The sequence below is a fragment of the Pseudoalteromonas luteoviolacea NCIMB 1944 genome (assembly GCF_001625565.1).
GTDB lineage: Bacteria > Pseudomonadota > Gammaproteobacteria > Enterobacterales > Alteromonadaceae > Pseudoalteromonas > Pseudoalteromonas luteoviolacea_F.
In genome coordinates this window covers 1-20,891 of sequence record NZ_AUXS01000041.1, presented here as the reverse complement: position 1 = coordinate 20,891, position 20,891 = coordinate 1, and the positions used below count along the sequence as shown (strand labels likewise).

General features: G+C 43.7%; 12 protein-coding genes and 7 tRNA genes. 15 read left to right on the top strand and 4 right to left on the bottom strand.

Annotation, left to right across the window (positions count from 1 at the left end; genetic code table 11):
- Positions 1-198 precede the first annotated feature (198 nt).
- The 7 genes from N483_RS15090 (at position 199) to N483_RS15060 (ending at position 930) form a co-directional block, all read left to right on the top strand.
- Positions 199-275, top strand: a tRNA-Asp gene (locus tag N483_RS15090).
- A gap of 26 nt (positions 276-301) precedes the next feature.
- A tRNA-Asp gene (locus N483_RS15085) sits at positions 302-378 on the top strand.
- A 31-nt stretch (positions 379-409) separates the two neighbouring features.
- Positions 410-486: transfer RNA gene (locus N483_RS15080), tRNA-Asp, on the top strand.
- A gap of 29 nt (positions 487-515) precedes the next feature.
- Positions 516-592, top strand: a tRNA-Asp gene (locus N483_RS15075).
- A 49-nt stretch (positions 593-641) separates the two neighbouring features.
- Positions 642-718, top strand: a tRNA-Asp gene (locus N483_RS15070).
- A gap of 24 nt (positions 719-742) precedes the next feature.
- Positions 743-819: transfer RNA gene (locus N483_RS15065), tRNA-Asp, on the top strand.
- A gap of 34 nt (positions 820-853) precedes the next feature.
- Positions 854-930, top strand: a tRNA-Asp gene (locus N483_RS15060).
- A 184-nt stretch (positions 931-1,114) separates the two neighbouring features.
- Here N483_RS15060 and N483_RS15055 read toward each other — a convergent pair.
- The 3 genes from N483_RS15055 to N483_RS15045 form a co-directional block, all read right to left on the bottom strand.
- The gene (locus N483_RS15055; protein WP_063383358.1) at positions 1,115-2,848 is read right to left on the bottom strand and encodes a HEAT repeat domain-containing protein; all 1,734 of its coding nucleotides are present in this window, start codon (positions 2,846-2,848) and stop codon (positions 1,115-1,117) included.
- Positions 2,849-2,859: 11 nt separating this feature from the next.
- Positions 2,860-4,755, bottom strand: coding sequence for a hypothetical protein (locus tag N483_RS15050; RefSeq protein WP_036977064.1), 1,896 nt, complete (start codon positions 4,753-4,755; stop codon positions 2,860-2,862).
- A 167-nt stretch (positions 4,756-4,922) separates the two neighbouring features.
- Positions 4,923-7,016, bottom strand: a complete 2,094-nt coding sequence (locus N483_RS15045; RefSeq protein ID WP_023401190.1) for a winged helix-turn-helix domain-containing protein — start codon at positions 7,014-7,016, stop codon at positions 4,923-4,925.
- Positions 7,017-7,178: 162 nt separating this feature from the next.
- On the opposite strand from N483_RS15045, the gene N483_RS15040 reads away from it, so the two are divergent.
- From N483_RS15040 to N483_RS15025, 4 genes are all read left to right on the top strand, one after another.
- Positions 7,179-9,428, top strand: a complete 2,250-nt coding sequence (locus tag N483_RS15040) for a DUF5916 domain-containing protein (RefSeq protein ID WP_023401189.1) — start codon at positions 7,179-7,181, stop codon at positions 9,426-9,428.
- 85 nt (positions 9,429-9,513) lie between these two features.
- Positions 9,514-10,410, top strand: a complete 897-nt coding sequence (locus N483_RS15035; protein ID WP_023401188.1) for an SMP-30/gluconolactonase/LRE family protein — start codon at positions 9,514-9,516, stop codon at positions 10,408-10,410.
- 93 nt (positions 10,411-10,503) lie between these two features.
- A complete protein-coding gene (locus N483_RS15030) occupies positions 10,504-11,088 on the top strand; it encodes an ABC transporter ATP-binding protein (protein ID WP_023401187.1) in 585 nt (194 codons plus the stop codon).
- Positions 11,089-11,097: 9 nt separating this feature from the next.
- Entirely contained in the window at positions 11,098-12,174 is a 1,077-nt protein-coding gene (locus N483_RS15025; protein ID WP_023401186.1) for a DUF6136 family protein, read from the top strand.
- A 51-nt stretch (positions 12,175-12,225) separates the two neighbouring features.
- Here the strand turns inward: N483_RS15025 and fadE are convergent, their stop codons facing one another.
- The gene (gene fadE, locus N483_RS15020; protein ID WP_023401185.1) at positions 12,226-14,676 is read right to left on the bottom strand and encodes an acyl-CoA dehydrogenase FadE; all 2,451 of its coding nucleotides are present in this window, start codon (positions 14,674-14,676) and stop codon (positions 12,226-12,228) included.
- Positions 14,677-14,877: 201 nt separating this feature from the next.
- Here fadE and N483_RS27695 point away from each other — a divergent pair, with 201 nt between their 5' ends.
- From N483_RS27695 to N483_RS15000, 4 genes are all read left to right on the top strand, one after another.
- Positions 14,878-15,168 carry a DUF6419 family natural product biosynthesis protein gene (locus N483_RS27695; protein WP_023401184.1) on the top strand — a complete coding sequence of 97 codons (291 nt, stop codon included), beginning with the start codon at positions 14,878-14,880 and terminating at the stop codon, positions 15,166-15,168.
- Positions 15,169-15,226: 58 nt separating this feature from the next.
- Entirely contained in the window at positions 15,227-16,357 is a 1,131-nt protein-coding gene (locus N483_RS15010; protein WP_023401183.1) for a 4-phosphoerythronate dehydrogenase, read from the top strand.
- A 2-nt stretch (positions 16,358-16,359) separates the two neighbouring features.
- Positions 16,360-17,376 carry an aspartate-semialdehyde dehydrogenase gene (locus N483_RS15005; protein WP_023401182.1) on the top strand — a complete coding sequence of 339 codons (1,017 nt, stop codon included), beginning with the start codon at positions 16,360-16,362 and terminating at the stop codon, positions 17,374-17,376.
- Between the two features lie 267 nt (positions 17,377-17,643).
- Positions 17,644-20,891: FimV/HubP family polar landmark protein (locus N483_RS15000; protein WP_063383357.1), on the top strand; the 3,248-nt coding region annotated here is incomplete at its 3' end.

Below are 20,891 nucleotides of genomic sequence, written 5' to 3'. Positions count from 1 at the left end.
ATGTCATGTGAGTACATATCGCGATGTTACTTTTTGATTGAGTTCTATACAAGGTGACGTAATTTTCATCGAGTAACGGCATTTCTCGTTAAAAATACAGTTTTTTTCAAAAAAATAGTTGACTCTGAAAGGGGTCATTCGTATTATTCACGCCGCTGTCAGGGAGCACACCTTGTCAGTGAGATACAAAGTTATCGCGGAGTGGTAGTTCAGTTGGTTAGAATACCGGCCTGTCACGCCGGGGGTCGCGGGTTCGAGTCCCGTCCACTCCGCCATTTAATTTTGTATCGCGATGTAAGCTGGAGTGGTAGTTCAGTTGGTTAGAATACCGGCCTGTCACGCCGGGGGTCGCGGGTTCGAGTCCCGTCCACTCCGCCAACCGCTTACATATTATGTGCATTGCTTCTTTGGAGTGGTAGTTCAGTTGGTTAGAATACCGGCCTGTCACGCCGGGGGTCGCGGGTTCGAGTCCCGTCCACTCCGCCATTTAAGTAAAGAAGCAAGCTAAATCACTTGGAGTGGTAGTTCAGTTGGTTAGAATACCGGCCTGTCACGCCGGGGGTCGCGGGTTCGAGTCCCGTCCACTCCGCCATTTGGCTTTATAGTGTTTTAGCAAAAAAATATGACAATACGCTTACTGCGGAGTGGTAGTTCAGTTGGTTAGAATACCGGCCTGTCACGCCGGGGGTCGCGGGTTCGAGTCCCGTCCACTCCGCCATTTAGCGTAAAAAGATATCTCTGCGGAGTGGTAGTTCAGTTGGTTAGAATACCGGCCTGTCACGCCGGGGGTCGCGGGTTCGAGTCCCGTCCACTCCGCCATTTGATATCTTAAAGAACATATACATACCACTGCGGAGTGGTAGTTCAGTTGGTTAGAATACCGGCCTGTCACGCCGGGGGTCGCGGGTTCGAGTCCCGTCCACTCCGCCATTTATGTCTCGTAGCATTCGCTAAGTCTTCTTATAAATCTTATATCTCTGAAATCCCTTTTTTCTCATTTATACTTTTGATACATATCTGTAATTTTACTTTATGCCAGTAGAATCGCTTTCTTTGGCCTTAAGGAGAGATTGGTGAGGGCTAAGAGAAAAGAGCATCCTTGCCCTTTGTTGCATTAGTTATTGCCGTGAATGGCGCTCATAAGCGCTCTGAGCACCTGCTGATCACGTTCTTGTTTAAGTAGTGGTTTAAGCTTATCGACGACTTCTTGATTGTGGCCAATTTGCTTTGCAGCGGCGTTGATCGCAGCGACGCGGACGGTATTGTCTTGCTGCTTTTGTGCAAACAAGAGTACTTTGTTAACTTGAGTTTCATTTAACTGATTGTTACCCATAGCGGATATCAATGCTTGCTGTGTCTGCTGATTAGACTCTCTTTGTAGTGACTTCTCTAAGTAGCCCAAACTGATCTCATTGGGCATATTGCCTAAGGCTTGTGCAGCCGTTGCACGAAGCTTGGCGTCATCATTGCTTAAGAATTTTGAGATGCTTTCTTGGTGTGTTGGGTCGGCACTATTCCCTAATGCCGTTAACAAGGTTGCCTGCTTCTTAGTGTCTCGTGTGGTGATGAGTCTATCAGCCAATGATTCTGTCAGTGATTGCGCAAACTCACTGCCAGTTTGATTACTCGCTATTACACCGAGTACCATCAGTGCTGTACGCGCGAGTTTTTCATCGATTGCGGTTAACTCGGAACTATCTATGTGGCTGTATAGCTTATCAACTAGTTCAGGCGACAGAGGTTGTTCACTGTATTTGAGAGCCATTAAACTGCGAAAACGCTGGTTGGCATCCAGTTCTGTATCGAGATATAGATCCGCGAGTAATTGATGGGCATAGTCAAAGTCGCTCTTTCCTATCATGAGCAATAAACGACTTAGTTGTTTGTCTGCAAATGCCCCTTGCTTGATCAAATTGTGCAGTGCGCTTAAGTAAATTTGATTGTCATATAGCAATTGTAAAAGGACATCGCTTGATAGAGCTTGCAGATCTTTTTGTAACAGTAAGTGGGTAAATGCCTTGGCATTATCTAGCGGCACTGGACGCGGCTTTGGGTATACACTATTTAGCGGCAATATCGGCCATTTAGCCGGCGCAAGTGGCAAAGACATTAAAGCGATGTCAGTGGGGATAGGTGCTTGTTTCTGCGTATAGCGAATGGTTTGAGAAACATTGATATTGATATCGCCTTTATCACTTTCAACAACGGTATTATTATACCCTTGCAGTTCACTTATCCAGCAGTTTGAGGTCTTGAAGGTGAATAAATCTTGTTTTATTTGCGGTTTCTTAAATGCAAACAACTGAGTGCCTTGGGTAGTTAAGGTGTAATCGAGTTTTTGTTTTTGAATGGCGTTGTTAGCCAGCGTCTGATATTGAACTCGATAGCGGCCTAAATTGTCGCTTTCTTGAATAATTTTTGGTGACTGTAAATCATACTGCTTGAGATGCTCAATATGAAACTGTTGGTAAATTGCCATCAGTTTTTGTTCATCTTCTGGTTTTAGCTTGGCACCAAAGTGGTAATCTAAAATATCGCCAGATGTTGCAGCAATTTTGACTGCAAAAGGAACGCGATAATATTGAGCTTGAATTGGGGTGTTGTCCAGCTGTAATTCAGCAGACGATAATTGCAAACCTAGCCAATAAAACTTTTCGTCTTTGAGCAGTGGTCTGAAAACCAGATCACTAGTAACAGAGAGCTTATTTTGACTTGGTGCAGAGAGTGTGGTCATCTTTGTACTTGCATGCGTAGAAAATTCGCCCCAGCGCGCACACTCTTGGCTGGCATTAACACTGCCAAATGGCAGTGTTAATGTGCAAAGTAATAAAGGGGTTGCCCGTTTCATACTTTACTCGGTTAAAATTTAAAACTGTCGCTATAGTCCAGCATTTGCCATGTTTTATTATACAAAGCACCTGTGTCATAGAGGGTTTTTGTTGCTGTTTTGGTTGGGAATGAACAACAGAATTCATAGCCTGGGTATTTAACCCACAAGTAGAGTTCACCTTCGATGGCTTTCATGTGATTGCTGACATCAATACCGTAGGTTATCTCTGAATCGCTGATAGCTTTGCTGATGTCTGTGTAGGCAGTGGCAGACAGCGTCTCTGAAATAATTAAAAAGTCGATGCCTATGCCACCACTGGCAATCAACAAATCTATGCCAGCTGTGGCATAGGCGTCTAAGCTGGCAGTAAGTATATCGCCGCCAATGCTAAATCGTTGATCGGCATATTTTAACTCTGTACCAACACCCACTTCACCCTTGATACCAGCTGATACGCTTACAGGAACAATGGCTATGGTAAAGGTGGTTGAAAATAGTTTTTGTTCCTCGCTCCAATCGTGTTTAAAGCTTTCATCCAAGGCCGTTACAGAGTCGGATTCAGCGATCAAAGACTTGCCTAAAAGAGATACACCCATTGAGTAACTAAGAGTGCCATTTGCACCGTCGGCAATACCACTGGCCCCTGCGGAAAAAAGACTGACGCTGTCATCAAACATATACAAATCGAAACCACCACCAGATGATGCCCATGCATATCCTCCGTCAGTGGCCTTTAAAATGATAAGTGATAGGAAACTAGGTACAACAGCAACTTTGGACTTATCACCATAGGTGTTGCCAAACAGGTCTAAAAGCACAAACTGATCTGAGGTTTGTTGACTGATAGTCAACCCCATTTCATCTGTAGGAGTACCACGAGCAGCGCGATTCGATGCAGTGGCATTGGTTGGTAAATTATGCTTTTTGAGTAACTCATCACTTGGTGTCGTATCTTTGTATAGGCTATAGGGGACTTCAAGTGTGAAGACGTTATTACTGGTATCCGCTTCATCAAATTCTGAGGTATCGTGGAGTGTAAAGCGAATATCCAGCGTATTTTCACTCGAATTTGGATCAAATGCCTGTTGGATTTTATGTAAAAGTGCGCCATTGATGGCAATGTCATATGGGAAGTAGTGGCTTTGCTCAAATTGGGCAAATGTTATACGCATTTTTTCAGCGTAATGTTCTTTGCCTTCTTGCCAAAAGTGCGCTGTATACGCTTGGTCTTCAATGATGATTTCAGCAGTGACATCAGCTGCGTTTGCAGTATTACCAAATTTACTGGCGTCGATATGACCGATGATATCTGAGTGTTTTTGGCTAGGGTTACCTTCAGATTCAGTTTCGCGCTGCCCTATATCTGGAAACATCGCAAAGCCGTCACCAACAGTGGCTTTATCAAGGACGAAGTCATGATAATGGGAGGCATCCATCGTGATTTGAGCATAGGTGACTAGATCATTGTCAGCATGACCGCGTGAACGGTTGTCGTCTAGATTTGCTTCATCGACAATTATTTTTGCACTGTCGACATACGCACCGATTAAGTATTCTCCACTGGGCATTTGCTGGTTTGGAAACATTAAAGATGCAGTGAAGCTTTGTGTACCTGATTCTAGTTGAGCAATGTGATGTACACCAAGATTGAAACCTTCGGGTTTATCTTCTGTTTCAAGCTGCGCGACTTTGTCTTTTGGAATTGCCATAAAGGTAACACCAATGTTTTGAGTCTCTAACAACTCTGAGCTAATTGAATAGTCCAGTGAGATAGGTTGGCCTGGTTGGTACAGAGTATGTTGGGGGGTTTTGATCTCAGTTAACGCGACATTGGGCACTGTATCGACTTGCACAGTTTCTTCGGGCGTTATGATATCAAGTTGGTTGTCACTGCTGTCTAAACAGGCAGTAAGCAAAAAAGGCATGGATAATACCAAATACTTAGAGCGCATCATGTTTATTTCACTATTTTTAATTACATCATGCTATTTTTATCATGAAAAAGTGGAATGATTGTGGAGAAGGGGCTGGGCTATGCTGATTTGTAAGTTTATCAAGCCAGCTGATTGCAGCTGGCTTGAAGGGCTTATTGTTAGGTTTTTTTCGGTTGAGGTTTAATGCGTTTTATATCTGCTTCAACAGACTCCATTTTAGCAACTCTCAGTGCGCCATCCGGAGCAATATCATAATGCCAAATGAGCGGTTCCTGCTTTATTTTTGTAACTTGGTGTGGTGCAGTTAACGGCAATTTCCAGATGATGTCTGTTTTTGACCAAGTAGATTGCCAATAAAGCGTATCATTAATCAACCGTGGGTTTTTAATCATGTGTACGGCATCGCTGGGTAGCTCTGATACAAGTTGTTTTTGCGCGTTGAAGTTGGCAAGCGACTGTGATTGAAATAGTTTGTTGCCTTGTAGCACTATCCAGAGCTGTTGCTTGGTATCAAAAATTAAAAAATCAGAAGCAAACTTGGTTTTTCTCAGCAGATCTCCATCCAAGTTAAAGGTGTGTACAAACTCTGTATCACTGGACCAAATATTTTGCGCATCAAGCCAGCCAAATTGAAGGGGAGCGCTGGTGTGCTGACTGTCAAAGCTGACTATGACATCTTCTCGGTTATAAAGTACTAATTCATTGTCTCTATTTGAAAGGATCTTACTAAATAGCGGATCCCAAGCTAAAAAGTTAACGTACTTGTATCCCTTATGGAAAGACAGTTGCTTCACTTGGTTGTTGGCGTGCAAGTAAATCTCACATTGGCCTGTTCGACGGGACATAAATACGGTTTCACCCAATGGATTTGTGACAGGGAGAAAGTCGTGACTTGAGCTAGAAAAAATGGGCAGGTTATCTTGATCTCGAATATTCACTTGCCAGGTTTCCGCAGCTGTGAATATGTCTCCATTTTTATCAATAGACAAATTTGTAAACATCCCTTGCGAAGTGGCAAAAACAGGGTACGTTTGACCGTTTCTCAATTTCGCAACTAAGTTGTGGTGAGCGCTACCATCGTTACTGATAATACTTTGTTTAGCTGGGTCAAAGTTAAACAACCACAGAGGGTATGGCCAAGTCATATGAATATTGCCATCTAAGCTGACCAACCGAGAATGATGGTCGGCATCTACAATGACATAGTAAACTTGCTCTTCCCAAGCGCGGATTGCGCCAATATAACTCTCCTCAGGTTTTTGGGGTAATGGGATTTTGACTAACTGTTGTTGTTCGATGCGATATAAATAAGCACTGCTTCCTGTTTTGTCACTAATGGTTAAGATCAATTCGTTATCAGATTGCCAAACAGGTGGGCGTATCAAGTGACATGGGATGGGCGAACTACTATGTAAACTGCGCGCTTGTTCATCACTGATATGCAAGATGCACATATCATTTTGGTACTGCCAAAATGCCAGTTTTGTTTTATCTGGATGCCAAGTTGGGTGCGCAATGCGGGTATCAAAAGTTTGAGAATATTGGTTTTGACCTGCTTTGGTCGTGATTTTTAAAGTATTAAATTGCTCAATATACGCAAGCAGATCTAGCTGCATATGCGCGGCAACATTAAATTCGACACCCAGCTCATAGGTAATATCTTCACGTTCATATTGAGTAGGTTCTATTTTATCCGGTGCAGAAGACAAAAATGCAATAGTGCTAAAGCAGGCCCCGGCACACAGGGTCAGCGCCCAGTTGCGCTTTTTCGCCATCAGTACCTGCAGAGATTTATATAGTTTTACTTTTGAGCTAGGTATCTGACTTGTGGTGATCAAGTTTTGGGTGGTGGCCAGAGGTGTCTGTTCCTGTGTCTCTATCGGTGACACAGAAGGTAGAAACAAGTAGCCTTTTTTAGGCACAGTTTTAATGTATTTTGGGTTCTTGGCATTGTCTTGTAATTCTTTTCTGAGCTTAGTGAGCAATTGATAAAGACTATTGGCTTCTACAATGGTATCTGGCCACAGTAGTTTGTTCAGGGTTTCCTTGGTAATAACTTGACCTTGTTGGGTGATCAATAGAGTCAAAAGGCGGGCAACTTGTGGCTCTAATTTAGTCACCGACTGAGCTTGTATATCATGCAGTTCATCTTTGTCATTAAAAAATTGCCAATGGGCAAATTGAAAGCGGGTAGTTGTTTGTGTAATAGCATGTATTGGGCTGTTATCAACAGCAGTGTTTTCACGATCCATCTTTCAACCTTGTTGTCATATTCGGCTCAACCCAAAGGTAACCATGTTCAGGTTAAAGTCAATCTTGTTCAGCCATTTAAAACTATTTTTCAGAAAACCATAAGCTTTTAAACGCGAAATATTTGCTTATATAACAGCCTTCTATACAAAAGGGGAAATTGCATGAGGGCGTTTAACTTTGGTTTAGGGGCTTTGCTCATTGGTTCAAATATTTCTGTAAGCAATGCAAGTTCAATGATTATAGATGGCAAACTTGATGAGCCTGTATGGCAATCAGCGCAGCAAATTGAAACTTTTTTTCAGGTGGTGCCAGCAACTCACGAGGCATCTCAGAATAAAGTCAGAGCAAAAATTACTGTGGATCAAGCCGGTATTTATATTGGTATTATCAACTTTCAGGATCAGCAAAGTCGCAAAAAACAGTTCAATTTACAAGATGGTTTTATGCAGGCTGAGTTTAACCGCATCTATCTTGATTTTTCTGGTGATGGTAGCAGTGCATATCTATTTGCAACTACGCTTGGCGGCGGCAGGCAGGATGCTGTGGTGACTGCACAGCGCACCACAGATCATGACTGGGATGGTGACTGGGAAAGCGCCTTTCATGAGTATGAAACGTACTGGAGTAACGAAGTGTTTATTCCTTGGCACAGTGTCTCCTTTTCTCCCAATAGAGAGCACTCCGGTTTGGCGTCAATAGGTGTTGGGATCCAACTGTATGAATTAAAGTCCAACCAGATATATGCAAATCAAAAACAAACGCTCGGTAACAGTGACTTTTTTCTAAATATGCCTAAATTCAAGGTGCACATACCAGCAAAGACACAATTGAGTTTTGTTCCCTACGTGACGCATCAGCACCACTTTACTGAGCGTCAAAATAAACAGCGCGAGTCAGATGCTGGGTTTGATTTATTTTATAAACCGTCCCATAACCAAACTCTATCAGTGGCTGTTAACCCTGATTTTGCACAAGTAGACAGTGATGATGTGGATGTGAATTACTCCGCGGTAGAGACTTTAAGAACGGATAAAAGGCCTTTTTTCACTCAAGATATTAGCGTATTTAATGTCGATGTTTTGCAAGACACGAAGTTGATCCATACCAGAAGAATAGGTGCAGGCAGTGATGATGGTACAGAACTGATCACGCCAATTGATGGCGCAGTCCGGTTTGTTCATCAAGGTACCCACAATCAGTGGGGGGCTTTTGCAGTAAGAGAAAATAGCTTAGATAACGCAGTGGGCAAGCACTTTTATGCAGGTAGGTATAGTTATCGCACTGCAAATTGGCGTACTGGTATTTTAGTGACACATGTAGAGCGGCCTTGGCTCAACAGGCAGGCACAAGCCATGGCATGGGATAGTCAATATCAAAGCCAACGGTGGTCGGTTCAAAGTGCATTGTTGCTCAGTCAAATCGATGAACAAGAGCGACAAACAGGACATGGCGGCTCTCTCAATATTGGCTACCAGTTTTCGCCAAACACCAGTATATCCGGGCAATATTTACGCTTAAATCAGCAGTTTAATAACCGAGATATGGGTTATATGAAACGCAATGATTGGCAGTATGCTAGGTTGCAATTGAGTCATGCAAAAAATATTGGCAATGATTGGTTAACTCGAGTTAAGCATACTCTTGAAGTGTCTTATGAAGCCAATGCGAATGGTTTAAAACTGCCTGCCAAACAAGGGTATAGAACAGAGTTCATGATGGCGAATGGGGCGCAATGGACTGTGCATCTTGACTATCTTGATACTGGTTGGCAAGACAATATTGGCGCGCAAAGTGAGGTTTTTATGCAACCTGATGCGGTTGAAGGTCGAGTTTTGTATCAAAGCCCTTACATTGGAGATTTTAGTTGGGCTGCGAGTATTGAATACGACCAAGAGGGATTATCTGGGCACGCACAGCAGTATGCGCTTGATATGACGTGGATGCCCCATGAAAACTGGAATATAAAATTTAATAATTTTTTGCGCCGTGGTGACGGATGGTTAGTCGCAAATGAGCGCAATCAAATTACACAATACGATCGTACATATTTTGTTAACTCTATAGAGGTGAGCGCTTTACTGGCAAATAACTTGGAATTATCAACGAACCTGCAGTGGTCTGTATTAGAAGCGATGAGCACAGATGTCTTTGTGATACAAGAAGGCATGCTGCATGAGCGTGATCAGGTTGATACTAGTTTTGAGGATAAACGATTGATGTCTCAATTTAAATTGCGTTACCGATTAGGGGCCTATTCTGATCTTTACTTGGTATATCGCCGCGGTGGACGTGATATAACATCATTAGAACGAGCGCAAATTGGTCAGCAACCTTGGCTTGAGGGGGTTAAACAAAACTGGACCAAGCCCAATGAAGACAGTGTAATATTTAAAGTGCGCTATCTATTCTAAATAGCATCTGAACAGCGTGAAGAAATCTCAATTCACAATGCTGGGCACAGGTTGCATACTGAGATTTTTGGGCAAGGAAAGAGTGATGAAGGCAATAGTAGGCAGTACACTGTTGATGCTGATTTTGGCTGGTTGCCAAAGTACAAAGCAAGCGAATTTACCTTTATATCAAGCGCAAGATTGGGTCGCTGATGGCGTGTTTACTAATGGAGTTGAGGGGCCAGCTGTCGATAAACAAGGGGTGCTTTATGCCGTTAACTTTGGCGAGCAAGGCACCATTGGACAAGTTGTTGCGCGAAACCAAGCGTCCTTGTACATCAATCTGCCTGAAGGCAGTATCGGCAATGGGATCCGTTTTGACCGTCGTGGCAATATGTATGTTGCGGATTACAAGCAGCATAATATTCTACAAATAACGCCAGACAAACAAGTCTCTGTGTTTGCCCACGAGCCAGAGATGAATCAGCCTAATGACATCGCAATCGCAGACGATGGCACCTTGTATGCGAGCGATCCTAATTGGCAAAATGGTAATGGCCAAGTGTGGCGCATTCGCACTAATGGTCAAGTCGAGCGGTTAAAAGCGAATATGGGGACCACAAATGGCATAGAAGTGAGCCCTGACAACTCTGTGCTCTATGTCAATGAAAGTGTGCAAAGACGCATCTGGGCATTTCCAATAGTACAAAATGGGCAATTGGGTGAGGCTAAGCTGTTTTATCAATTCGATGACCATGGTCTGGACGGTATGCGCACAGATGAGCGCGGAAATCTTTATATCGCGCGTTATGGAGCAGGTGAAGTGGTGATCTTATCACCCAAAGGCGAAATGATTAACACCGTAAAACTTAAAGGCCAGTTTCCGACTAATATCGCATTTGGGGGAGAGTCAGGACGTCAGGTCTTTGTCACAATGCAAAAACGAGGCGCGATAGAGACGTTTTATAGTGAGTATGCGGGTAGAGCGATTAACACATTATAACTTTACGCGCCTGATACGTTTTGCAACACTTTTTTGTTCCTACATTGGTGAGGTGCTTGTTAGTATTTGATAAAAAGAACAAGTAGCTCACATATGATTCAGATAGAAAATTTAACCAAAGTTTTTGTTCATAATCCCATTTTTGAAAACTATCAGGCTCAATTTGAAGCTCAAAAAGTTTGTCTAGAAGCGCCCAATGGGTTGGGGAAAAGCACGCTATTTACATTGATTGCAGGCATCGACCGCGCTTATAAAGGGACTATTCTCTATGATGGTAGCCTCTTAAAGTCGCCTCAAACTAAGGTCGCATTGGCAACTGATGCTATTGCATATCCTGCGTTTTTAACCGCGAGACAGTTGTTGTCTATGACACAAAATAGTTGGCAATGCACTTTTCCTGAAGCGCTAATTGAGTTGCTGCAGTTTACGCCATTCCTAGATACATCCTATGCTTCGCTTTCTTCTGGTAATCAAAAAAAGCTGCAGTTGATCAATGCGCTGATGCGCGAAACGCCTTATATGATTTTAGATGAACCCAGTGCGGCACTCGATCATCAAAGCCTTGAAAAACTATTAACCTATTTACACAATTATCAAGGGCAGCTGTTGATCAGCTGCCACGAACCAGCGCCATTTTGGGATATTGGCTTTGTGTCTCAACCTTTGTTTGCTAGTTAAGGAGGGGGCTTGATTCACTATTATCGATATCGTTTAACTGCATTTCGGATTGAACTCAAAGCACTTCGCCAGCAGTTGGCAGAGTTTTCACTCTTGCTTGGCACACTGTTTTTCATATATGTGCCGAGTTTGGCAATGGGGGTGTTTTTTGCGTTGGGGAAAATTGTTCAATACGAAACGGACTCAGAGGTGATACGGGTCACTTTTGGCTTTTTGTTGCTACAGAGTTTACTACTGCAAACTGTAAAAAGCGCAGTATTGGATACAACACACCGAAACTATCATAGTTCGATATTAACCTCACGATTTCATAAGTTGATTGCTGATCAAGGGCTGCTGTTAATTTGTCATGTGCTATTTTTAGCTGCACTTGCTATGGCTCTGGCGATGGGCTGGCAAAATGTGATGCAAGTCCCCCATTTATTATTTTTTATGGCGGCACAACTTGGTCTTGCAATGACGCTCTTGTATCGGCCAATAGCTTTGCTTGCTGTGCTAGTTAGCGCATTTGCAATGGCCTTGTTGATCGAGCAGATCACCGTATATTACGCTGGATTGTTTGCAGTGCTGTTGCTTTCTTTGTTTCTACCGAGCAGTTATCAAGGAATTAAACTTAGGCACATATCAACCTACACATATTGGTTGCAGTGGGTTATTGAGCAGCCATGGGTCCTGATCTGGCGACTAGGGATGACAATACTTACTTATTGGTGCACGTGGGTAATCGTTACCGAGCGTCCTGACCTAAAAAGTTACTATGTAGTTATGGCACAACTATTTACGGTACTTTGGTGGGGGACGTTATTAATTGATACTAACAAACAGGTGCGTCAGTTCCATCGGTTTTGGTCTAGCATATCGAAATTAGAAGGCGTGCACCGCAGCCAATGTGTTGTTGTGCTTAGTGTTACGCTCACAGTTTGGATCAGTGGTATCGGCATCTTTGGTTTGGGGCTTTTCGAGGTACTGACGGTTTTGGTCACGCCTGTTTTGATGTGGGTCATTCTGCATTCGGCTCGATACCTTGCATTAGTTTGGGCCGTTTCTGTGGTCGCCATTATGCTGGCGAAAGTACTGGTGAGTTAAATATAAAAAAGGCCGGTGATACCGGCCTTTTGTTAGACTGTAATTTAATAGTTAGGCTGCGTCGGCGTTTTTATCCATTATGCGCGCTTTTCCTGCCAGTAACTCGGCTGGGTCGAAATCATCGACATTAATTACAGCCAATCGCTGAGCCTCAACAGCGGCGAGGCTGTCTGCTTCTTGCTGCGTTAATATGCCACTTTCCAACCCCATTTGGGCGACTTTGTCTAGCTGCATAAATGGCAGCTTTTGTCCTTTGGCACGACATACTTTGTCGAAAATAGGCTCTACAGCCAAGATGTCTTTTAGTGTTTGCTCCTGCTTGCCAATTAGATTTAGAGGTTCATCAGTGGTGTAGATGTAATTGGCAAGGCGATCACGCGTCTCATTTGGTGTTTGCAATAGTTTCGCGATGTCATGTTCCATTTCGTCGGTAGGCTTACGCACTGGACGGCCGAATGGAAATAAAACTAGCTTGAGAGCACCGCGTAATGCCATTGACGGCATATTGTTGATAAGATCAGCTAATGCACGTTGACAGAGGTATAAGTGTTCCTGACACGCCCATTTAACCAGAGGCAGATCTTCTTTTTTGCGACCTTCATCGTTGTATCGTTTCAGTGTGGCGGATACGAGGTATAAGTAACTCAACAAATCTCCAAGTCGCGCAGAAATACGCTCTTTGCGCTTCAGAGATCCACCAAATACAGCCATACAGATATCTGACATCAATGCTAACGATGCACTGTATCGAGCGGCGATTCGATAGTAATCAGCGGTTTCGTCGTTAAATGGTACGCTTGTAAAACGCCCACCAGTTAATGCTAACCACTTGGTGCGCACTAAATTAGAGATAGTGAAACCAATATGGCCCATTAAGGCCTGGTCAAAACTGTCTAGTGCTTCTTGCTTATCTTTGATATTACAGGCGTTTAGTTCAGCAAGTACAAACGGATGGCAACGAATCGCACCTTGACCATAGATGATCATGTTACGCGTAAGGATGTTGGCCCCTTCTACGGTGATCGCGATAGGCGCACCCTGATAGCCTCTGCCAAGGTAGTTATTTGGCCCTAAACAAATGCCCTTACCACCATGAATGTCCATAGCGTGAATCGTGGAAGCACGCATTTGCTCTGTCAAATGGTATTTAAGAATGGCCGAAATTACAGACGGTTTTTCCCCTGAGTCAACTGCCCCTGTCGACATGCTTAGTGCTGCGTCACTACTATAGGCATAGCCACCAAGCTTCGATAGTGCCTCTTCGATACCTTCCATTTTTCCGATTGGTAGCTTAAATTGGCGACGAATACGGCTGTATGCACCGCTGGCGAGCGCCAGTGTTTTGATGCCACCAGTGGAGTTGGAAGGTAGGGTAATAACACGGCCAACGGATAAACATTCGACCAGCATACGCCAACCTTGTCCTGCCATTTTAGGGCCACCAATTATAAAGTCGAGTGGCACAAATACGTCTTTACCGCGTGTCGGTCCATTTTGGAAAGGCACGTTTAATGGAAAGTGGCGACGACCAATTTCAACGCCAGGCATAGAGGTTGGAATAAGTGCACAGGTGATACCTATGTCTTCTTTATCACCAAGCAAGCCATCTGGGTCTTGCATTTTAAAAGCGAGGCCAAGTACGGTTGATACTGGCGCAAGTGTAATGTAACGCTTGTTCCACGTTAAGCGGATCCCCAGTGTCTCTTTGCCTTCCCACTCACCTTTACATACCACCCCAAAGTCAGGAATAGATGAGGCGTCTGAGCCAGCTTCGGGTGATGTTAATGCAAAGCATGGGATCTCGTCGCCAGCTGCTAAACGTGGCAAGTAGTGGTCTTTTTGCTCTTGCGTTCCATAGTGTTGCAATAGTTCGCCTGGACCGAGTGAATTAGGCACGCCCACAATCGAAGAAAGTAATAATGATTTACTGGTTAACTTTTGTAACACACAGGATTGTGCGTAAGCTGAAAACTCGAGGCCGCCATATTGCTTTTTGATAATCATGGCAAAGAACTTATTGTCCTTTAAATACTGCCATACTTCTTGCGGTAAATCGGTTAATTCGTGCGTAGCTTCCCAGTCATCTAGCATGGCACATACTTCCTCAACTGGACCGTTTAAGAAAGCTTGCTCCTCTGCGGTGAGTCTTGGTTTTGCAAATTGATGTAATTTATTCCAATTCGGGTTGCCGCAAAATAAATCCGCTTCCCACCAAGTTGTCCCCGCGTCGATTGCTGATTTTTCAGTTTCTGACATCGTGGGCGTTACTTTTTTAAACGCCTTGAACAGTGGTGCAACTATATATTGTTGACGGATATTGGTGACTGAAAATGGAATTGCAATGGCCAAGAAGATAAGCCAAGACAAAGCCCCAAAAGCGTCGGCAAAAGTGCCAACGAGTAACGTTGTCGCTGCAACACCTAGGCAGGTATTCCAGCTGGCGCGATGATAACAGGCCGCGCTGACCAGTGCTATCAAAGCGATAGTGAATAAAAGTGTCATGTTGTTCTTCCTTATTAGAGGTCTGACCACATGATTAGGCTAGCTTGTCTGACCAGCTATTTCAAGCAAAAAAGCCTCCCATTTAACATTTTAGAAGCCAAATTTTGACCATACCAGTGCAATGTTGGACTTAAAAATTGTTCAATTGCCAATTTTGTAAACTTATCTATATTACAAAAAAGACCTAAGGAGGGGTTACTTATGCAATTGGGGAATATATGTATCATTGTCATTACGTTTACTTCGATGTTATTGAGTGTCGAAGCTTTTGAGTACGCCGTTTTTATTAACTGTCTCAGTAGTGTAGTTTGCGCGTGTTACGCCTATGGTGGCGCGCAATATACGGCATTTTTTTTGGCGTGGTGTAATGTTCAGGCTTTTGTGTTTAGCCCTTTGGTAAATGTTGCAGAACAGCCAAGTGTTAAATTGTTAGTGTTGTTTTTACTTTGTTTGATGTTTGTCGCGCTAGGCATAGGAGCAAAGCGAAACTAGGGTCTGTGCGACAGGTGGGTTACAATATAGCTCCGTGCGATGTTTAGGAATAATTTTAATGAAGATCTTGGCTGATCAAAATATGCCTTTGGTGGAAGAGTTTTTCTCAAGCTTTGGTGAAGTAGTGCGCTTTGATGGGCGCAATATTACTGCTGAGCAGGTGCAAGAAGCAGATGTTTTGTTAACTCGTTCAATTACGCAAGTTGACCAGCAGTTGCTAAACAAAGCGGACAAGCTTAAGTTTGTTGGTACGGCTACGATAGGCGTTGATCACATCGATCAGACATACCTAGCTGAGCGTGAAATTGCGTTTTCGAGTGCACCAGGGTGCAATGCTGTCGCAGTTGCTGAATACGTGATAAGCGCTTTATATGCATATAGCCAAGATCGAGATGTTGAGTTACGCGGCAAAAAGCTGGCGATTGTCGGAATGGGTAATATTGGAAACTGTTTGCGAGAAAAATTAGCACACAGTGGTATAGAGTTAATTTTGTGCGACCCTATTCGAGCAGAACAGGGAACCCTGCCGGAGCATGTTAATATTGATTCCGCGCTTGAATCAGCGGATTTTGTTACATTTCATGTGCCACTAATAAAAACGGGCGCACATCAAACCAAACATTTACTAAACGTTGACAGAATTAAAAAGCTTAAACCCGGCATGCTAGTTATTAATGCGAGTCGCGGAGATGTTATTGATAATCAGGCTCTGTTAAATGCAAAGACGTCAGGTCAAGCACTGGAATTGATACTCGATGTATGGGAAAACGAGCCAAATATTCTGACCGAACTCATACCGCATTGCTTGTATACGTCAGTTCATATTGCTGGGCATACCCTAGAAGGCAAAGCGCGGGGTACGCAAATGCTCTATCAGGCATTGTGTAGAACACTGGGGGTTGAGGCGACTAAACAGCTGGAAGCATTTTTACCAATACCAGCTCTAAGTCAATGCCATCTCAATAGTACATTTTGCCAAAGAGATTATGGTCGTATTGTCCATATGATCTATGATATTCGCCGTGATAATGGTTTAATGCGAGCCAATTTAGAAAGTCAGGGGTTTGACGTGTTACGCAAACAATACCCTCCGAGAAGAGAGTTCTCAACATTGAAGGTATCGACGCCGTTGGCACATACACAGAGGTTGCAGCAGCTCGGCTTTCAAGTAGAAATGAATGAGGAATAAATATGTCGCAGAAATTTAACGTGGCGGTACTGGGTGCAACTGGCCTAGTAGGTAAGCAAATCATTGAAACGTTGGCAGAAAGAAAGTTTCCGGTCGACAAGCTTTATCCCCTTGCTAGCAGCCGCAGTGCAGGTGAAGAAATCGATTTTATGGGCGAAAAAGTCACTGTTTTAGATGTGGAAGAATTTGACTTTGCGCAAGCACATATCGGTTTGTTCTCCGCAGGTGGGAGCGTTTCCGAAAAATATGCGCCGATAGCAGCCGAAGCAGGCTGTGTTGTGATAGACAATACATCGCATTTTAGATATGACTATGACGTGCCACTTGTTGTACCTGAAGTAAATGCAGCTAGCCTTGCAGATTTCAGAAATCGCAATATTATCGCTAATCCAAATTGTTCAACAATTCAAATGCTGGTGGCATTAAAGCCGATTTATGATGCCTATGGCATTGACCGTATAAATGTTTCAACATACCAAGCCGTTTCAGGTGCGGGAAAAGAAGCGGTCGATGAACTAGCAAAACAAACAGCAAACCTAATGAATGCAAGACCAATGGAAAACGAAGTTTTTCCGAAGCAAATTGCATTCAACGTGATCCCACAAATTGATGCATTTCAGGAAAATGGTTACACCAAAGAAGAAATGAAAATGGTTTGGGAGACTCAAAAAATATTGGGTGATAGCAGTGTGATGGTCAATCCAACCGCTGTGCGTGTTCCTGTGTTTTTTGGTCATGCTGAAGCGATCCACTTAGAAACGCGTATGCCATACGATTTAGAGCATATTAAGCAATTACTTACTGATGCTCCAGGTATTGAGTTGATTGAAGGCGAAGAAGATTACCCAACGCCTGTGAGTGATGCGAGCGGTAATGATACCGTTTATGTGGGACGATTACGCGCGGATATCTCACATCCAATGGGGTTAAATTTGTGGGTTGTATCTGACAACACGCGTAAAGGCGCAGCAACAAACAGTGTTCAAATAGCAGAAGAACTAGTTGCAAACTATCTTTAGTAGTACTTTGAGGCAAAATGCGATGGCAGCATTTTGCCTCACTACTTACACAAATCCTTCTTTTACCACCTCCCTGATTTATAAAACAATTTCATTCTAATTATAAAGTATTAGTGCAATGTTAAGAATCAATACACAGACAATGGATATTCCCTTATAACTGGTTTATAGTTTGCAATTGGAATAGAGCTTGCAAAAAGCAAAGATGAGCAAATTTATTATTCACTTACTGGTTGAGTAAGTGGTCACCTTAAACAAAGGAACAGCATGCGCGGTTTAGCCTTATTTTGTATCCTAGCATTGGCTTTCATTACATCTCCTGCATACACTCAAGATGGCACAGTGTTGAAGGGTCCCAAAGGTGTTGATTATGGGCTAGAGGGACGTTCAGTTGGTCCTATCAGACCTTCAGATACTTTGTGGCGCCTAGCGCAAAAAATTAGACCTGATGACTCTGTCACTATTTATCAGGTGATGAAAGCCCTCTATGATAAAAATCCAAGCGCATTTTTAGACCAAAACCTCAACCATATGCGAGATGGGGCGTATCTCCGTATCCCAACTCTTGCAGAAATTAGGCGAGTTAATCCCGGCATAGCAAAGCAAAAATCAGATCAAGATGATGCGTTATGGGAACGTAAGAAAAATGGCACATTGAGCCAGTCTGATATAAATGACGCCCAAAAGCGGGTGACTCAGGCGCGTAAAGTAGATGTAGAGCAGGCCCAAAAAGCGCTAACTAATCAGTTAAGAAACCTGCGAATGGAGCAGGACTCCAAGTTATTGGATTTGCAGAACCAATTTAAGTCTTCAGTCAAAAATGTAGAAGACATACTGGAAGAGAATAACCAACTTAGAAAGCAGCTCAGTGACATTTCAGATGAATTGCAAAATGTCCGTGATCAACTTGGCAAAGACAGCGAAATTCAGCAGCAGCTGAAAGTTGTAATCGATATGCAAAGCGAAATGATTGCACAGCAAGAAGCGGACAAAATGGCTGAGCAAGAGTCGAGCTTAAGTAAAACTTTATCTAACCCCATCGTAATTGCCTTGCTTGCAACAATACCCGCGCTGTTAGTTATAGGCGGGTTGGTGTTCTTTATGCGCAAGCGTAAACAGGCAGCAGAGTCGAGTACTGAAGACGATGAATTCTTACCTCAAGCACCAGTTGCTGCCGCCGCAGCGACTGGCGCTGCTGCAGCCGCTGCGGCAGATCCGCTTGATCTTGACATGCCAGTCACAGATGACGTTGCACCGCTAGACGAAAGTATTCAGCTTGATGATGATATTTTGCCTGAAGACGATGATATCGTTTTTGATTCATTGGATGACGACGATGATGGGTTTGAGACGGGAAGCAGCACGCTCGATCAGGACGAGTTGGACAGCTTGTTAAATGACGACATTGTGTTTGATGACGAGTCGTCTACGGAGGAATCGTCAGACGATATAGATGATTTCTTACAACAGAGCTTTGATTCAACAGATGATGCTCTGGGTGATGAAGTCACATTAGACGTAGAAGAAACCGCGTCAGACGGTGATGATATTCTTAGCGCCGATGATATAGATGACCTATTCAATGAAGTTGGCGATGAGCAAGATGACACTTTGGATGTAAGTGACGATGCACTTGCTGCGCTAAGTGAAGAGCTCGCTGAAGAGCCAGAGCCAGAGTCTACGGGTGATGATGAGCTGGATTTAGACGACATTGATAGTTTAATTGAAGAGACCGAAGTAGAAACTCCGGCTACTGAAGAAGCCGTTGATGGTGATAGCATCTTAAGTGCTGACGATATTGACGACCTACTCGATGGTGCGCTAGATGAAGATGATTTAGGCATCGAAGAAGATGGTTTGGAATTAGATGATGTTGATGGTCTACTTGAAGATGCGCAGCAACAAGTTAGTGAAGAGCAACAAGATATCGATGATTTATTATCTCAGGCAGAGCAAGAGAATGATCTTGCAGGTGAAGAAGATATTGATGCGTTGTTAGCTCAAGCAAGTACTGACACAGAGTTTGCTGAGCCAGAAGGTGAAGGTGACCTTGGTGATGTTGATGACCTTTTAGCAGACATCGGTGAAGAAGCACCCAGCTTAGAAGCTGATACAGAGTTTGCTGAGCCAGAAGCTGAAGATGACCTAGGTGATGTTGATGACCTTTTAGCAGACATTGGCGAAGAAACACCCAGCTTAGAAGCTGACACAGAGTTTGCTGAGCCAGAAGGTGAAGGTGACCTTGGTGATGTTGATGACCTTTTAGCAGACATCGGTGAAGAAGCACCCAGCTTAGAAGCTGATACAGAGTTTGCTGAGCCAGAAGCTGAAGATGACCTAGGTGATGTTGATGACCTTTTAGCAGACATCGGTGAAGAAGCACCCAGCTTAGAGGCTGACCCTGAGTTTGCTGAGCCAGAAGCTGAAGATGACCTAGGTGATGTTGATGACCTTTTAGCAGACATTGATGAAGAGACACCCAGCTTAGAGGCTGACACAGAGTTTGCAGAGCCAGAAGCTGAAGATGACCTTGGTGATGTTGATGACCTTTTAGCAGACATCGGTGAAGAAACACCCAGCTTAGAGGTTGACTCTGAGTTTGCTGAGCCAGAAGCTGAAGATGACCTTGGAGATGTTGACGACCTTTTAGCAGACATTGATGAAGAGACACCCAGCTTAGAGGCTGACCCTGAGTTTGCAGAGCCAGAAGTTGAAGATGACCTTGGTGATGTTGACGACCTTTTAGCAGACATTGATGAAGAGACACCCAGCTTAGAGGCTGACCCTGAGTTTGCTGAGCCAGAAGTTGAAGATGACCTTGGTGATGTTGACGACCTTTTAGCAGACATTGATGAAGAGACACCCAGCTTAGAGGCTGACTCTGAGTTTGCAGAGCCAGAAGCTGACGATGACCTTGGTGATGTTGACGACCTTTTAGCAGACATGGGTGAAGAGACACCCAGCTTAGAGGCTGACACAGAGTTTGCAGAGCCAGAAGCTGAATTGGCAGAGCCAGAAGATGACCTTGGTGATGTTGAAGATCTTTTAGCAGACATTGGCGAAGAAGAACCCAGTTTAGAGGCTGACACTGAGTTTGCAGAGCCAGAAGGTGAAGATGATCTTGGTGATGTTGACGACCTTTTAGTAGACATTGGCGAAGAAACACCCAGCTTAGAGGCTGACACTGAATTGGCAGAGCCAGAAGGTGAAGATGACCTTGGTGATGTTGACGACCTTTTAGCAGACATTGGCGAAGAAACACCCAGTTTAGAGGCTGACACTGAGTTTGCAGAACCAGAAGGTGAAGATGACCTTAGTGATGTTGAAGACCTTTTAGCAGACATTGGCGAAGAAGCACCGGGTTTAGAAGCTGAAACTGGCCTTGAGCTGGATGAGTCAATTATCACCTCGAATGTTGAAGTAGGTCATTTGGATGGCATGCTAGGTGAAGATGAAAATATCCCTGAGGCGAAAGGCGCTCCACTTGCTGAACTAGAGCCAGAGCTAGAAGCAGA

Coding starts and splice junctions, on each gene's coding strand:
- N483_RS15055 (WP_063383358.1), bottom strand. CDS start 2,848: ATGAAACGGGCAACCCCTTTATTACTTTGCACATTAACACTGCCATTT.
- N483_RS15050 (WP_036977064.1), bottom strand. CDS start 4,755: ATGCCTTTTTTGCTTACTGCCTGTTTAGACAGCAGTGACAACCAACTT.
- N483_RS15045 (WP_023401190.1), bottom strand. CDS start 7,016: ATGGATCGTGAAAACACTGCTGTTGATAACAGCCCAATACATGCTATT.
- N483_RS15040 (WP_023401189.1), top strand. CDS start 7,179: ATGAGGGCGTTTAACTTTGGTTTAGGGGCTTTGCTCATTGGTTCAAAT.
- N483_RS15035 (WP_023401188.1), top strand. CDS start 9,514: ATGAAGGCAATAGTAGGCAGTACACTGTTGATGCTGATTTTGGCTGGT.
- N483_RS15030 (WP_023401187.1), top strand. CDS start 10,504: ATGATTCAGATAGAAAATTTAACCAAAGTTTTTGTTCATAATCCCATT.
- fadE (WP_023401185.1), bottom strand. CDS start 14,676: ATGACACTTTTATTCACTATCGCTTTGATAGCACTGGTCAGCGCGGCC.
- N483_RS27695 (WP_023401184.1), top strand. CDS start 14,878: ATGCAATTGGGGAATATATGTATCATTGTCATTACGTTTACTTCGATG.
- N483_RS15010 (WP_023401183.1), top strand. CDS start 15,227: ATGAAGATCTTGGCTGATCAAAATATGCCTTTGGTGGAAGAGTTTTTC.
- N483_RS15005 (WP_023401182.1), top strand. CDS start 16,360: ATGTCGCAGAAATTTAACGTGGCGGTACTGGGTGCAACTGGCCTAGTA.